The organism is Burkholderia diffusa (assembly GCF_902499115.1).
In the GTDB taxonomy this organism is placed as follows: Bacteria; Pseudomonadota; Gammaproteobacteria; order Burkholderiales; family Burkholderiaceae; genus Burkholderia; species Burkholderia diffusa.
This window is the reverse complement of the sequence record NZ_CABVPN010000014.1, coordinates 72,615-86,728: the sequence shown is the minus strand read 5'-3', so window position 1 is coordinate 86,728 and position 14,114 is coordinate 72,615. Positions and strand designations below refer to the sequence as shown.

The 14,114-nt window shown below is 65.6% G+C and carries 12 protein-coding genes; 9 read left to right on the top strand and 3 right to left on the bottom strand.

All coding sequences use genetic code 11. The features are described 5' to 3' along the window. The gene (locus BTE28158_RS15940) at nt 1–423 is read left to right on the top strand and encodes a CopD family protein (RefSeq protein WP_108064730.1); all 423 of its coding nucleotides are present in this window, start codon (nt 1–3) and stop codon (nt 421–423) included. 84 nt (nt 424–507) lie between these two features. Here the strand turns inward: BTE28158_RS15940 and BTE28158_RS15935 are convergent, their stop codons facing one another. Continuing rightward, the gene (locus BTE28158_RS15935) at nt 508–1,356 is read right to left on the bottom strand and encodes a MurR/RpiR family transcriptional regulator (RefSeq protein WP_059608236.1); all 849 of its coding nucleotides are present in this window, start codon (nt 1,354–1,356) and stop codon (nt 508–510) included. A 293-nt stretch (nt 1,357–1,649) separates the two neighbouring features. On the opposite strand from BTE28158_RS15935, the gene edd reads away from it, so the two are divergent. The 4 genes from edd (at nt 1,650) to BTE28158_RS15915 (ending at nt 6,294) form a co-directional block, all read left to right on the top strand. Next, the gene (gene edd, locus BTE28158_RS15930; RefSeq protein WP_151050967.1) at nt 1,650–3,506 is read left to right on the top strand and encodes a phosphogluconate dehydratase; all 1,857 of its coding nucleotides are present in this window, start codon (nt 1,650–1,652) and stop codon (nt 3,504–3,506) included. A gap of 19 nt (nt 3,507–3,525) precedes the next feature. Further along, nucleotides 3,526–4,152 carry a bifunctional 4-hydroxy-2-oxoglutarate aldolase/2-dehydro-3-deoxy-phosphogluconate aldolase gene (gene eda, locus BTE28158_RS15925; protein WP_124624832.1) on the top strand — a complete coding sequence of 209 codons (627 nt, stop codon included), beginning with the start codon at nt 3,526–3,528 and terminating at the stop codon, nt 4,150–4,152. Between the two features lie 263 nt (nt 4,153–4,415). After that, entirely contained in the window at nt 4,416–5,777 is a 1,362-nt protein-coding gene (locus BTE28158_RS15920) for a GntP family permease (RefSeq protein ID WP_059535304.1), read from the top strand. Nucleotides 5,778–5,790: 13 nt separating this feature from the next. Beyond that, entirely contained in the window at nt 5,791–6,294 is a 504-nt protein-coding gene (locus BTE28158_RS15915; protein WP_151050965.1) for a gluconokinase, read from the top strand. 82 nt (nt 6,295–6,376) lie between these two features. On the opposite strand, the gene BTE28158_RS15910 is transcribed toward BTE28158_RS15915, so the two are convergent. Further along, nucleotides 6,377–7,024 carry a TetR/AcrR family transcriptional regulator gene (locus BTE28158_RS15910; RefSeq protein WP_059608240.1) on the bottom strand — a complete coding sequence of 216 codons (648 nt, stop codon included), beginning with the start codon at nt 7,022–7,024 and terminating at the stop codon, nt 6,377–6,379. Between the two features lie 265 nt (nt 7,025–7,289). On the opposite strand from BTE28158_RS15910, the gene BTE28158_RS15905 reads away from it, so the two are divergent. Further along, nucleotides 7,290–8,711: an NAD(P)/FAD-dependent oxidoreductase gene (locus BTE28158_RS15905; protein ID WP_059608241.1), complete on the top strand. Its 1,422-nt coding sequence runs from the start codon at nt 7,290–7,292 to the stop codon at nt 8,709–8,711. Between the two features lie 76 nt (nt 8,712–8,787). On the opposite strand, the gene purB is transcribed toward BTE28158_RS15905, so the two are convergent. Then, entirely contained in the window at nt 8,788–10,176 is a 1,389-nt protein-coding gene (gene purB / locus BTE28158_RS15900) for an adenylosuccinate lyase (protein ID WP_059608242.1), read from the bottom strand. Nucleotides 10,177–10,441: 265 nt separating this feature from the next. Here purB and BTE28158_RS15895 point away from each other — a divergent pair, with 265 nt between their 5' ends. The 3 genes from BTE28158_RS15895 to BTE28158_RS15885 all read left to right on the top strand — a co-directional run bounded on the left by BTE28158_RS15895 (nt 10,442) and on the right by BTE28158_RS15885 (nt 14,093). Further along, complete coding sequence (locus tag BTE28158_RS15895; RefSeq protein ID WP_124624844.1) at nt 10,442–11,395, top strand: LysR substrate-binding domain-containing protein; 954 nt, start codon at nt 10,442–10,444, stop codon at nt 11,393–11,395. Nucleotides 11,396–11,661: 266 nt separating this feature from the next. Further along, nucleotides 11,662–12,948 carry a Glu/Leu/Phe/Val family dehydrogenase gene (locus BTE28158_RS15890; RefSeq protein ID WP_059465395.1) on the top strand — a complete coding sequence of 429 codons (1,287 nt, stop codon included), beginning with the start codon at nt 11,662–11,664 and terminating at the stop codon, nt 12,946–12,948. Nucleotides 12,949–13,199: 251 nt separating this feature from the next. Then, a complete protein-coding gene (locus BTE28158_RS15885; RefSeq protein WP_170296485.1) occupies nt 13,200–14,093 on the top strand; it encodes a glutamate/aspartate ABC transporter substrate-binding protein in 894 nt (297 codons plus the stop codon). Nucleotides 14,094–14,114 lie beyond the last annotated feature (21 nt).

Here is a 14,114-nt window from a genome sequence, read left to right as displayed (position 1 = left end):
ATGGCAATGCTCTGGGTCAAGACGTTCCACATCGTTCTGATCGCCGCGTGGTTCGCGGGGTTGTTCTACCTGCCGCGCATCTATGTGAACCTGGCCATGGAGACCGATCCGGCCGCGGTGCGGCGCCTGCTGCTGATGGCGCGCAAGCTGTTCCGCTTCATGACGATGATCGCCGTGCCGGCGCTCGCGTGCGGGCTGTGGCTCTGGCTCGTGATCGGCATCGGCCAGGGGCAGGGCTGGATCCACGCGAAGGTGACGGTGGTGCTGCTGCTCGTCATCTACCACGCGTATTGCGGACACCTGCTGCGGGTGTTCGAGCGCGGAGAGAACAAGCGCACCGACAAGTGGTATCGCGTGTTCAACGAGCTGCCGGTGCTCGGCATGCTGGTGGCGGTCGCGCTGGTCGTGATCAAGCCGTTCTGAACTTTCCGGCGGCCGCATGCCGGCAGTCGATCGACGCGCAACGGCGCCCTTCGGGGCGCCGTTTTCATTTGCGCGTCGTATGCGTCATTCCTTCGTCGGGTCGTCGATCCGGCGGCGCGTGATCGCTTCCTTCGCGCGGCCGACGCGCTCCATGAGCGCGGGTCCGCGCGACAGCGCAACGCCGACCGCGAGGATGTCGCCGATCGCGAGATGCGACATCCGCGACGTCATCGGCGAGAACACGTCCGTTTCCTCGGCCACGTTCGATGCGAGGCTCACCGTCGCGAGCTTCGCGAGCGGCGAGTGGCTCTGCGTGATCGCGACGACTTTCGCGCCGCACGCGAGCGCGGAGCGCGCGGCATCGACGATATCGCGCGTGCGGCCGGTATTCGAGATCGCGACGACGACGTCGTGCGGCCCGAGCAGCGCCGACGACATCGAGAACGTGTGCGGGTCCGAATACGCGACGCTCGGCACGCCGAGCCGAAAGAACTTGTGCTGGATGTCCTGCGCGGCGATGCCCGAGCCGCCGGCGCCGTAGAACTCGATGCGCGACGCGTTCGACAGCAGGGCGATCGCGTCGGCGACGCTGCCGGCCGACAGGCTGTTGCGCACTTCGATCAGCGCGCCGATCGTGCGGTCGAACACCTTGCCGATGATGCCGGGCGCGGGCTCGTCGGGCTCGACGTCACGATAGACCGACGACACGCCCGGCGCGACGCTCTGCGCGAGCCGGATCTTGAATTCGCGAAAGCCGCTGCAGCCGAGCGCCTGGCAGAAGCGCGCGATGGTCGGCTGGCTGACGCCCGCGCGGGTCGACAGCTCGGTCATTGCGAGGTCGAGCACCTCGCGCGGCGCGGCGAGAATGTAGTCGGCGAGCTTGCGCTCGGACGGGCGCAGGTCGGCGCGGATCGCTTCAATGCGAGGCAGCATGGGGCGGCGAATGAAAATCGGGTTCGGATGAGCGAGTGTATCGCAATCGAATTGTAGAAAATCTACATGAAAATGCTAGCTCCATCGTCAGCGATTTCCTAGGCGACAAATGCTCAGGATTAGGGTTTTCACTAGGTAAAGCCTTGCTGGTGGCGGGAATGAGGGTTGCGCATACGACGATCCGCATTGCATGCTTGTAGTTTTTCTACTAGACTGGCTTCGTTCGGTCGACGCACTCGACCGTCCCCACGATTCCAACCGCCGGTGTCGTCCGGCATACAGGAGCGCCCAGCATGACGTCGCTGCACCCCACCCTGGCGAAAGTCACCGAACGCGTGATCGCCCGCAGCCAATCGACCCGTTCCGCCTATCTGCAGCGCATCGACGGCGCGCAAGGCAAGTTCCCGGCGCGTGGCGCATTGTCGTGCGCGAACCTCGCGCACGGCTTCGCGGGTCTCGAAGGCAGCGACAAGTTCCAGATCAAGGCGATCCGCGAGCCGAACATCGGCATCGTGTCCTCGTACAACGAGATGCTGTCCGCGCACGCGCCGTACAAGGACTTCCCTGACATCATCAAGGTCGCCGCACGCGAGAACGGCGGTGTCGCGCAGTTCGCGGGCGGCGTGCCCGCGATGTGCGACGGCGTCACGCAGGGCAATCCGGGGATGGAGCTGTCGCTGTTCTCGCGCGAGGCGATCGCGATGGGCACGGCGATCGCGCTCACGCACAACATGTTCGACGCGGCGCTCTGCCTCGGCATCTGCGACAAGATCGTGCCGGGCCTGCTGATCGGCGCGCTCCAGTTCGGCCACCTGCCGACCATCTTCGTGCCGGCCGGCCCGATGACGAGCGGCCTGTCGAACGACGACAAGGCGAAGATCCGCCAGCAATTCGCGACCGGCCAGGTCGGCCGCGACGCGCTGCTCGAAGCGGAATCGGCCGCGTATCACGGCCACGGCACCTGCACGTTCTACGGCACCGCGAACAGCAACCAGATGCTGATGGAGCTGATGGGCCTGCACCTGCCGGGTTCGGCGTTCGTTCATCCGCACACGCCGCTGCGTACCGCGCTGACCGCCGAAGCCGCGCGCCGCGTGCTCGACCTGACGGTCGAACGCGGCCAGTACACGCCGATCGGCCATGTGATCGACGAGAAGGCGATCGTCAACGGGATCGTCGCGCTGCTCGCGACGGGCGGCTCGACCAACCACACGCTGCACCTCGTCGCGATCGCGCGCGCGGCCGGCATCCTGATCGACTGGAACGATTTCGACGAGCTGTCGGCGGTCGTGCCGCTGCTTGCGAAGATCTACCCGAACGGCAAGGCCGACGTGAACCATTTCCACGCGGCGGGCGGCGTCGCGTTCCTGGTGCGCAACCTGCTCGAAGGCGGGCTGCTGCACGAAGACGTGACGACCGTCGCAGGCAAGGGCCTGTCGCATTACACGAAGGAGCCGAAGCTGATCGACGGCAAGCTGACGTGGGTCGACGGCACGGCCGAGAGCCACGACACCAAGGTGCTGCGCGGCATTCGCGACCCGTTCCAGCCGGACGGCGGTCTGCGCCTGATGCAGGGCCGGCTCGGCCGCGGCGTGATCAAGATTTCGGCGGTCGCGCCCGAGCACCGCAAGGTGAGAGCGCCCGCGATCGTATTCGATTCGCAGGAAGCCGTGCAGGAGGCCTTCGATCGCGGCGAGCTGAAGCGCGATTTCGTCGCGGTCGTGCGCTTCCAGGGCGCGCGCGCCAACGGGATGCCCGAGTTGCACCGTTTGACGCCGCTGCTCGGCGTGCTGCAGGATCAGGGCTTCCACGTCGCGCTCGTGACCGACGGCCGCATGTCCGGTGCGTCGGGCAAGGTGCCGGCCGTGATCCACGTGTCGCCGGAAGCGCTGCTGGCCGGCCCGCTCGGAAAGGTCAAGACGGGCGACACGCTCGTGATCGACGCGGAAGCCGGCATCCTCGACATCGAGGTCGACGACGGCGAGTGGCAGGCGCGCCCGGTCGCGCAGCCGCTGCACCAGGCCGAGAACGAGGTTGGTTTCGGGCGCGAACTGTTCGGCGTGTTCCGCGCGGCGGCCGCGCCGGCCGAGCAGGGCGCATCGGTTTTCGGGGCGCTGGTCGGCGAAGCGGCCGTCCGCGTCTCTGCATGAATTTCAAGGAGCGAATTTGATGAAGACGATTGCTGAAATCGTGAAGCTGGGCCCGGTGATTCCGGTGCTCGCATTCGACTCGGTCGAGCAGGGCGAACACGTGTCGCGCGCGTTGCACGCGGGCGGTGTCAAGGTGCTCGAGATCACGCTGCGTACGCCGGCGGGCCTGGAGGCGATCCAGCGCGCGAGCCAGCTCGCGGACGACATCGTCGTCGGCGTCGGCACGATCACGAAGCCCGAGCACTGCGCGCAGGCGAAGAAGGCCGGCGCGAAGTTCGGCGTGTCGCCGGGCCTGACGAAGGACCTGCATCTCGCGTCGCTCGACGCCGGCCTGCCGCTGCTGCCGGGCGTGATGACGCCGAGCGACATCATTCAGGCGCTCGAATTCGGCTACGAGATCGTCAAGTTCTTCCCCGCGCAGCAGGCCGGCGGCGTGCCGATGCTGCAGGCGTTCCACGGCCCGTTCCCGGCGCTGAAGTTCTGCCCGACGGGCGGCATCACGGTCGATACCGCGCCGAATTTCCTGAAGCTGCCGAACGTCGTGTGCGTCGGCGGGTCGTGGCTCACGCCGAAGGCCGCGCTCGCCGCGCAGGACTGGGCCGAGGTCACGCGTCTTGCGCAAGCCGCGAGCCAGCTTCACCGTTAATACTTGTACGAAATGATAAGGGCCTGTTCGCGCCAGTAACGGGGCTTGCGAACGTCACGCCCTTGACCCTCGGCAAACAAGCGCTTAATGCTTGTTTTACCGAGGGTTTTTGCTGATGGAACCGGTTCTATCCGTGGGCCGTAAAGATAAGTAAAATTCAGCGTCCTCACGGGGTGGGTGCCCCCCGTGTTTCGGAGACCTGCATAGCCGGGCATACTCGCAACAGCTCGCCCGGTTTCGAACAATTCAAGGAGGAGTGCCACATGGGGGCTGTCCAAGGCAGCATGCTGCTCGTATTCACGCTGATCGCGATTGCCGCGCTGATCCTGATGATCGCGCGCTACAAGATCTACCCGTTCCTGGTGCTGATCATCGTTTCGCTGGGCCTGGGTCTCGTCGTCGGCATGCCGATGGACAAGATCGTCAAGTCGTTCGAAACGGGCACGGGCGGCACGCTCGGCCACATCGCGATCGTCGTCGGCCTCGGCACGATGCTCGGCAAGATGATGGCCGAATCGGGCGGCGCCGAACGGATCGCGACCACGCTGATCGACTGGTTCGGTGAAAAGAACATCCACTGGGCGATGATGTTCGTTGCGATCATCGTCGGCTTGCCGGTGTTCTTCGAAGTCGGCTTCGTGCTGCTGATCCCGATCGCGTTCAACGTCGCGAAGCGCACCGGAAAATCGCTGCTCGTCGTCGGTCTGCCGATGGTGGCCGGCCTGTCCGTCGTGCACGGGCTGATTCCGCCGCACCCGGCCGCGCTGCTGGCCGTTCAGCAATACGGCGCCGATATCGGCAAGACGATCGCGTTCGGCCTCATCGTCGGCGTGCCGACCGCGATCATCGCCGGTCCGCTGTTCGCGCTGATGATCTCGAAGTTCGTGAAGCTGCCGGAAAACAACCCGCTCGCAGCGCAGTTCGTCGATACGCACACGGACGGTCGCAAGCGCGAGCTGCCGAGTTTCGGCATCACGCTGTTCACGATCCTGCTGCCCGTCGTGCTGATGCTCGTCGGCAGCTGGGCCGACCTGGTGTTCGCACCGAAGTCGCTGCCGAACAACCTGCTGCGCTTTGCCGGCAACTCCGACGTCGCGCTGCTGATCGCCGTGCTGGTGAGCTTCTTCACGTTCGGCAAGCTGCAGGGCTTCAACCGCGACCAGATCCAGAAGTTCTGCGGCGAGTGCCTGGCGCCGATCGCCGGCATCACGCTGATCGTCGGTGCGGGCGGCGGCTTCGGCGGCGTCCTGCGCGACAGCGGGATCTCGCAGCAGATCGTCGAGACCGCGAAGCACGCGCACCTGTCGCCGCTGCTGCTCGGCTGGTTCGTCGCGGCGCTGATGCGTCTGGCAACGGGTTCGGCGACGGTCGCGATGACGACGGCCTGCGGCATCGTCGCGCCGATCGCGGCGGCGTCGGGCGCGGCGGTTCGTCCGGAGCTGCTCGTGCTCGCGACGGGCTCGGGCTCGCTGATCTTCTCGCATGTGAACGACGGCGGCTTCTGGCTGATCAAGGAATATTTCGGGATGACGGTCGGCCAGACGTTCAAGACCTGGTCGCTGCTTGAAACCATCATCTCGGTGCTGGGTCTGAGCTTTACGCTGCTGCTGAGCGTGGTTTTGTAACAAGGGGTAGTCAATGATTCTGATCGCAATGGGCGTGTCGGGTGCGGGCAAATCGCGAATCGGCGAAATGCTGGCAGAACGCCTGTCGTGCAGCTATACCGACGGCGACGCGTTTCACAGCGCGGCGAACAAGGAAAAGATGCACAACGGCATTCCGCTGACCGACGACGACCGCTGGCCGTGGCTGCGCACGATTCGCGCGGCCATCGAGGAGAAGCAGCGTGCCGGCGAGACCGCCGTGTTCACCTGCTCGTCGCTGAAGCGGTCGTACCGCGACGTGCTGCGCGGCACCGATACCGACGTGCGGTTCGTGTATCTGAAGGGTTCGTTCGAGGTGTTGCACGAGCGCCTGAAGACCCGCACCGGCCATTTCTTCGATCCGTCGCTGCTGAAGAGCCAGCTCGACACGCTCGAGGAACCGGGCCCGGACGAAGCGATCGTGGTCAGCATCGAGCTGACGCCCGAACAGATCGTCGATCAGGTCATGCTGAAGATCGGTATCGCGCGGCAACATTGAGCGCGGTTCGCGGCAATCGTCATGCAGCAGTGAAAAAGGCGCCCCTCGGGGCGCCTTTTTTCGTTGGCGATGCGTGAGCCGCTCAGGTCGCGCGGACGTGCTGCGCGATGCCGTCGAGCAGCACGTCCAGCATCGTGTCGTGCACGGCGGCCGGATCGAGTTGCGCGTAGAGCGGGGCGGCCGATTTGACGAGCGGATGCGCGGTATCGGACAGCGCATGCATTTCCGCGAGCTCGACGTCGTTCGCGGGCCGCGTTAGGCCGCCGGCCTCGGCGGCGGCGAGGCCGATCACGCTCGCATACCAGCCGACGCACACGGTCGGCAGTGCGCTGCGCGGGATGCCGGCATCGGCCAGCGCGCGATGCACGGTCTCGATGTGCGCGAGATCGGCCGGCCCGGTGCTCATGTGACGCTGCAGCAGCGCGAACGCGGCGGGGTGGCGCAGCGCGAGCGCGCGGTACTGGCGGGCGAGATCGAGCAGCCGCTCGCGCCACGGCAGTGAAGGGTCGACCGGCGCGAGCGAGCGCGACAGCGCGTTCGCGATCGCACGGCTCAGGCCCTCTTTCGACTTGAAGTGATAGAGCACGCTCATCGGGTCGCAGCCGACTGACTGCGCGAGCTTGCGCACGCTGAACGCGGCTTCGCCGACCTCTTCGAGCAGCGCGAGCGCGGCCGCGACGATCGCATCCTTGTCGAGGCCGCGCGGGCCTTGGGCGGGTTTGTCTTTCATGGAAGCGGGATGGCTGCGGCTGTAATCTTGACGAAAGCATATTCTACGCTGTAGAATTATTTCTGCGGTGTAGAAATTGGGTGTCCCGGCACCTTTCAATGCGTGCTTTCGCACGGTCCGGGATCCTGGCAGGCACGAGCGTGCCTGCCGTCAACACGGGCCATCGCGCCCTTTATCTCGTTGACACCCAAGTGGAACCGGCTGCCCCACCCGCGAAGCCTGAATGGCACTTCGACAGGCGGCCCAAGACCATGCAAGTGCAATCATGACTTCCAACCACAAGCCCCTGATCCAGGGCGAATCGCGTTTCGACCAGACGCAACTGAACATCGAAAAGGACAACTGGAACTGGTGCGCGCCGTCCCGTTACGACGGCGAGCGCCCGGCCAACTGGTACGAGGCGTCTCTGTCGCGCCATGAAAACAGCGCGCCGCTCGCGCACGACATGGTGTGCGACGTGCTGGTGATCGGCGCGGGGCTGCTCGGTGCATCGGCCGCGCTGCATCTGGCGGAAGCGGGCGTCGACACGATTCTCGTCGACAAGCATCACGTCGGCTCCGCGGCGTCGGGCCGCAACGGCGGCCAGCTCACGCCGGGCCTCGCGCGCTGGGAAGCAGCCGACATGATCGACCATCTGTCGCACGACGACGCGAAGCGGCTGTGGCGCTTCGCGTCGGCCGAATCGATGGACCTGATCGACGCGATCGGCGCGCGTTACGCACTCGACCTCGATCGCAAGCGCGGCCACATCACGGCGGCGGTCCACCCGGGCCACATGAGCGCGCTGCTCGACGGCGCTGACGCACGCCGCCATCTCGGTGACGCCGGCGTGACGCTCGTCGGCCGCCATCAGCTGCACGACGAATACGTGCGCTCGGGGCTGTATCACGGCGCGGCGATCGACGCGACCGGTGGCCAGCTTCATCCGCTCGCGCTGGTGCGCGGTCTCGTGCACGGCTTCCGGCTGAACGGCGGTGCGTTGTACGAGGGCACCGAGGTGCTGGAGCTCGACGAAACGCCGGCGGGCGTCGTCGCGACGACGCCGGGCGGCACGATCACCGCGCGCCGTGGCGTCGTGCTCGCGCTGCACAACACGACGTTCCGTCTGCTGGACGACGGCACCGCCACCACCGTGCCGTTCTTCACGTATGTCAGCGTGACGGCGCCGCTCGACGTCGACGTCGCGACACTGATGCCGGCCGGCATGCCGGTGTACGACACGCAGTTCCAGATCGACTACTACCGGCCGGTGCGCGGCAACCGCCTGCTGTTCGGCGGGCAGGGCACCGGCACGTGCTGGGCACAGCCCGACGTCAACGCGTATCTGCTGACGCGGCTGAACACGGTGTTCCCCCAGGCCGATGGCCAGTTCGCACTGGACTACTGCTGGAGCGGCGTCAGCGACTTCACGCTGAACGGCGCGACCGACAGCCGCAAGACCGACGGCCGCGTGCCGATGTACATGGTGCAGGGCTGGAGCGGTCATGGCGTCGCGCAGACGGTGCGGATCGGCAAGGCGATCTGCGACGATTTCGTCGGTCGCAACGACGATTTCTCGATGCTGACCGGCATCGATCACCGCGCGATTCCGCTCGGCCGCCAGTTGTCGCCGATCGCGATTCCCGCTGCGAAGGCCGCGATGAGCGTGATGAGCGCACTCAACCCGGGGCGGATGATCTCGTTCTGACCAGCCGCACAGGCAATGAAAAAGCCCGATGCGATTGCTCGCATCGGGCTTTTTTTACGTGCGGAGACGGCGGTGCTTACGCGATCCGCTTCGCGAGTTCGACGGCCTTGCCGATGTACGACGCAGGCGTCATCGCGAGCAGGCGGTCCTTCGCATCTTGCGGGATCGCCAGCGTGCCGACGAATTCCTGCAGCGCTTCGCGCGTGATGCCCTTGCCGCGCGTCAGTTCCTTCAGCTGCTCGTACGGGTTCTCGATGCCGTAGCGGCGCATCACCGTCTGCACCGGCTCTGCGAGCACTTCCCAGCAGTTGTCGAGGTCTTCGTTCAGGCGCTGCGGGTTCACTTCGAGCTTGTCGAGGCCGCGGATCAGCGAGTCGTACGCGAGCAGCGAGTAGCCGAGTGCGACGCCCATGTTGCGCAGCACCGTCGAGTCGGTCAGGTCGCGCTGCCAGCGCGACACCGGCAGCTTGTCGGCGAGGTGGCGCAGCGTCGCGTTCGCGAGGCCGAGATTGCCTTCCGAGTTCTCGAAGTCGATCGGATTGACCTTGTGCGGCATCGTCGACGAGCCGATTTCGCCGGCCTTCGTCTTCTGCTTGAAGTAGCCGACCGAGATGTAGCCCCACACGTCGCGGTCGAGGTCGAGCAGGATCGTGTTCGCGCGCGCGACCGCATCGAACAGCTCCGCCATGTAGTCGTGCGGCTCGATCTGGATCGTGTACGGGTTGAAGGTGAGCTTCAGGCGGTTCTCGATCACGTCGCGCGAGAACGCTTCCCAGTCGAATTCCGGATACGCCGACAGGTGCGCGTTGAAGTTGCCGACCGCGCCGTTCATCTTGCCGAGGATCTCGACCTTCTCGATGCGCGTGATCGCGCGAGAGAGGCGGGCCGCGACGTTCGCGAGTTCCTTGCCGAGCGTCGTCGGGCTGGCCGGCTGGCCGTGCGTGCGCGACAGCATCGGCTGCTCGGCAAGCGCGTGCGACAGCGCGACGAGGCGCTGGTGGACCGTGCGCAGCGCCGGCACGATCACGTGCTCGCGCGCGCCGGCGAGCATCATCCCGTGCGACGTGTTGTTGATGTCTTCGGACGTACACGCGAAGTGGATGAATTCGCTGGCCTTCTCGAGTTCGGCCTGGCCCTTCACCGATTCCTTCAGCCAGTATTCGACGGCCTTCACGTCGTGGTTCGTCACGCGCTCGATGTCCTTGATGCGGGCGGCGTCGTGCGCGGTGAAGCGCTCGGCGAGTTGCAGCAGGAATTGTTCGGACGCGTCCGAGAAGCGCGGGACTTCCGCGAAGCCGGCGCGCGACAGCGCGATCAGCCAGTGCACCTCGACGGTGACGCGGTGGCGCATGAAGGCGGCTTCGGAGAGCCAGTCGCGCAGCGCTTCGGTCTTGCTGGCGTAGCGGCCGTCGATGGGCGAGAGCGCGGTGAGGGCGAAAAGCGTATCGGGACGAGTGTCGGACATGATCGGGCGTGGCCTTGGGGGCCGGTGCGAACGAGGGGAGGAGAATCCGGCATTTTACCATTGGCGCGGGGCGATCCCGGCCGAACCGGTCAGGTCGCCGCCGTCGTGGGCGATCGGCACGCATGCGGCGCCCGGGCGGCGCGCAAGCAGTCCGCCGGCTGGCGCCCGGGCCGGCTCGCCGGGCTGCCCGCCGCGCCGCCGGCCGGGCCCGCCCGCCGGTAGAATGCAGGCTTCTTCCCGACCGCCGCCCGCCGCGCCCGCCTGCATGGAACTGAAATGGCTCGAAGACTTCGTCTCGCTCGCGGAAACGCGCAGCTTTAGCCGGTCCGCCGAACTGCGGCACGTGTCGCAGCCCGCGTTCTCGCGGCGCATCCAGGCGCTCGAGGCATGGCTCGCGACCGAACTGATCGATCGTTCGGTTTATCCGACGCGGCTCACGCAGGCCGGCCAGATCTTCTACGAGCAGGCATTGACGATGCTGTCGCAGGCGCATGAGGCGCGCACGCTGCTGCGCGGCCATGTCGGCGCGCCGGTGCCGACCATCGAGTTCGCGGTGCCGCATACGCTGTCGCTCACGTATTTTCCGCGCTGGCTGCAGCGGATCGAGGCGAAGATGGGGCAGGTCCACACACGGTTGCGCGCGCTGAACGTGCACGACGCCGTGCTGTCGCTGGTCGAGGGTGGCTGCGATCTCGTGATGGGCTACCACCACCCGAGCCACCCCGTCGCGCTCGATCCGGCCCGCTACGACATGCTGGTCCTCGGCAGCGAGCCGATCAGCGCGTTTTCGGCGCCGGGCCGCGCGGGCCGGCCGCGCTATACGTTGCCGGGCACGGCCGAGGCGCGCGTGCCGTACCTGTCTTATACGCCGAATGCGTATCTCGGCCGGATGACCGAAGTCATCGTTGCGAACGCACCGACGCCGCTGTTCCTCGATCGCGTGTACGAAACCGACATGGCCGAAGGGCTGAAGGCAATGGCGCTCGCGGGCCACGGCGTCGCGTTTCTGCCGCACAGCGCCGTCGAGGATGCGGTGGCCAGCGGCCGCCTGATCCGGCTCGACCGGTCCGCGCGTGGCGGCACGCACCCGTACACGCTGACGATGGAGATTCGCCTTTACTGCGACAAGCTCGCGCTGCAGGGCGACGATCCGCGCCAGAAGCTCGTGCGCGCGTTGTGGGAAGTCGTGCGCGACGAATTGCGCGACACGGCCGAATGATGGAGTCGAGCACGGCCGCGCGCGGCTGACGACGAGCTTGCCGCGCCTGTCGGACGGCTGCCCGACGGGCGTCCGGCGTAATGTACCCACGATTTTTCGCACAACGCGATGCACGGCCGATCGCGGGCGTTCTTGCGCAAATCGACCATGGATTTGCAAAAAATCACGATCATGCAAGAAACGCATAATCGAATAAGCAAACGGCATTGGATAAAAAAAACGGGTTTTTCGACAATGTGCGCAATCCGTTGAACGTTGGAGCGTCCATGTCTTCGCAACTGCAGTCCATCCCGTCCTACCTTCACGCCGACGATCTCGGCCCGTGGGGCAACTACCTTCAGCAGGTCGATCGCGTCGCGCCGTACCTCGGTTCGCTGTCGCGCTGGCTCGAAACGCTGAAGCGTCCGAAGCGCATCCTGATCGTCGATGTGCCCATCGAGCTCGACAACGGCACCGTCGCGCACTTCGAAGGCTATCGCGTACAGCACAACGTGTCGCGCGGCCCGGGCAAGGGCGGCGTGCGCTACCACCAGGACGTGACGCTGTCGGAAGTGATGGCACTGTCGGCATGGATGTCGGTGAAGAACGCGGCCGTGAACGTGCCGTACGGCGGTGCGAAGGGCGGCATCCGCGTCGACCCGCGCAAGCTGTCGCGCGGTGAGCTCGAACGCGTGACGCGTCGCTACACCAGCGAAATCGGCATCATCATCGGCCCGAACACCGATATTCCGGCACCGGACGTCAACACCAACGAACAGGTGATGGCGTGGATGATGGACACGTTCTCGATGAACCAGGGCCAGACATCGACCGGCGTCGTGACCGGCAAGCCGATCTCGCTCGGCGGTTCGCTCGGCCGCAAGGAAGCGACGGGCCGCGGCGTGTTCGTCGTCGGTTGCGAGGCGGCGAAGAAGAAGGGCCTCGAGATCGAAGGCGCGCGCATCGCGGTGCAAGGCTTCGGCAACGTCGGCGGCATCGCGGCGAAGCTGTTCCAGGAAGCGGGTTCGAAGGTGATCGCGGTGCAGGATCACACGGGCACGATCTACCAGCCGGCCGGCCTCGATTCGAACAAGCTGCTCGACCACGTCGCACGCACGGGCGGCGTCGCGGGCTTCGAAGGCGCCGAACCGATGCCGAACGACGAGTTCTGGACGGTCGAGACCGACATCCTGATCCCGGCGGCACTGGAAAACCAGATCACCGAGAAGAACGCATCGAAGATCCGCACGAAGATCATCGTCGAAGGCGCGAACGGCCCGACGACGACGGCGGCCGACGACATCCTGAGCGCGAACGGCGTGCTCGTGATTCCCGACGTGATCGCGAATGCGGGCGGCGTGACCGTGTCGTACTTCGAGTGGGTGCAGGACTTCTCGAGCTTCTTCTGGACGGAAGACGAGATCAACCACCGTCTCGAGCGCGTGATGCGCGAAGCGTTCGCCGGCGTGTGGGCGGTCGCGGAAGAGCACAAGGTGTCGGTGCGTACGGCGGCGTTCATCGTCGCGTGCAAGCGCATCCTGATGGCGCGCGAAATGCGCGGCCTGTATCCCTGATCGGTCATCGCCGATTCGATCGGACGACTATGACAAAAGCATGACGCAATTCACCCGATTGTGTGCATGAACCCTCGCGGGCGGTGCCGAATCCGGCATCGCCCGCGTTGTGCATTCAGGCGCCGCCAGGGGCGCCGGAAGCCGGGAGGACGGCTTCGTACAGGACGATTCGTAGTTCGGTAAACAACCAGTACTTTCAAAAATATTACTTTGATACACTGGCGCGGGTTTCAGCCAAGGAGATGACCAAAATGAAATACCAGAAGGCAGTCCTGATGGTCGCGGCGCTGTGCGCGTTCGCGAGCGGCGCGCATGCACAGGAGACCGGCACGCTGAAGAAGATCAAGGACACGGGCGTGATCGCGCTGGGCCACCGCGAATCGTCGATTCCGTTCTCCTACTATGACCAGAGCCAGCAGGTCGTCGGTTATTCGCGCGAATTCCAGATGAAAGTCGTGGACGCCGTGAAGAAGAAGCTGAACCTGCCGAACCTGCAGGTCAAGAACATCCCGGTGACGTCGCAGAACCGCATCCCGCTCGTGCAGAACGGCACGGTGGACATCGAGTGCGGCTCGACGACCAACAACACGGAGCGTCAGCAGCAGGCCGCATTCTCCGACACGATCTTCGTGATCGGCACGCGCCTGATGACGAAGAAGGATTCGGGCGTGAAGGACTTCGCGGACCTGAAGGGCAAGACGGTCGTGACCACCGCCGGCACGACGTCCGAGCGCCTGCTGCGCAAGATGAACAACGACAAGCAGCTGGGCATGAACATCATCAGCGCGAAGGACCACGGCGACTCGTTCAACACGCTCGAGTCGGGCCGCGCCGTCGCGTTCATGATGGACGACGCGCTGCTCGCGGGCGAGCGCGCGAAGGCGAGGCAGCCGGGCGAGTGGGTGATCGTCGGCACGCCGCAGTCGGAAGAGGCGTACGGCTGCATGATGCGCAAGGGCGATGCGGACTTCAAGAAGGTCGTCGACGACGCGATCTCGCAAGTCGAGAAGTCGGGCGAAGCCGCGAAGATCTACGCGAAGTGGTTCGAGAACCCGATTCCGCCGAAGGGGCTGAACCTGAACTTCCCGCTGTCCGATTCGATGAAGAAGCTGTACGCGAACCCGAACGACAAGGCGCTCGACTGACCACGCAGCCGTTGACGCAGA

Coding starts and splice junctions, on each gene's coding strand:
- BTE28158_RS15910 (WP_059608240.1), bottom strand. CDS start 7,024: ATGAAAGACAAACCCGCCCAAGGCCCGCGCGGCCTCGACAAGGATGCG.
- purB (WP_059608242.1), bottom strand. CDS start 10,176: ATGTCCGACACTCGTCCCGATACGCTTTTCGCCCTCACCGCGCTCTCG.
- BTE28158_RS15920 (WP_059535304.1), top strand. CDS start 4,416: ATGGGGGCTGTCCAAGGCAGCATGCTGCTCGTATTCACGCTGATCGCG.
- BTE28158_RS15885 (WP_170296485.1), top strand. CDS start 13,200: ATGAAATACCAGAAGGCAGTCCTGATGGTCGCGGCGCTGTGCGCGTTC.
- edd (WP_151050967.1), top strand. CDS start 1,650: ATGACGTCGCTGCACCCCACCCTGGCGAAAGTCACCGAACGCGTGATC.
- eda (WP_124624832.1), top strand. CDS start 3,526: ATGAAGACGATTGCTGAAATCGTGAAGCTGGGCCCGGTGATTCCGGTG.
- BTE28158_RS15905 (WP_059608241.1), top strand. CDS start 7,290: ATGACTTCCAACCACAAGCCCCTGATCCAGGGCGAATCGCGTTTCGAC.
- BTE28158_RS15895 (WP_124624844.1), top strand. CDS start 10,442: ATGGAACTGAAATGGCTCGAAGACTTCGTCTCGCTCGCGGAAACGCGC.
- BTE28158_RS15935 (WP_059608236.1), bottom strand. CDS start 1,356: ATGCTGCCTCGCATTGAAGCGATCCGCGCCGACCTGCGCCCGTCCGAG.
- BTE28158_RS15940 (WP_108064730.1), top strand. CDS start 1: ATGGCAATGCTCTGGGTCAAGACGTTCCACATCGTTCTGATCGCCGCG.
- BTE28158_RS15915 (WP_151050965.1), top strand. CDS start 5,791: ATGATTCTGATCGCAATGGGCGTGTCGGGTGCGGGCAAATCGCGAATC.
- BTE28158_RS15890 (WP_059465395.1), top strand. CDS start 11,662: ATGTCTTCGCAACTGCAGTCCATCCCGTCCTACCTTCACGCCGACGAT.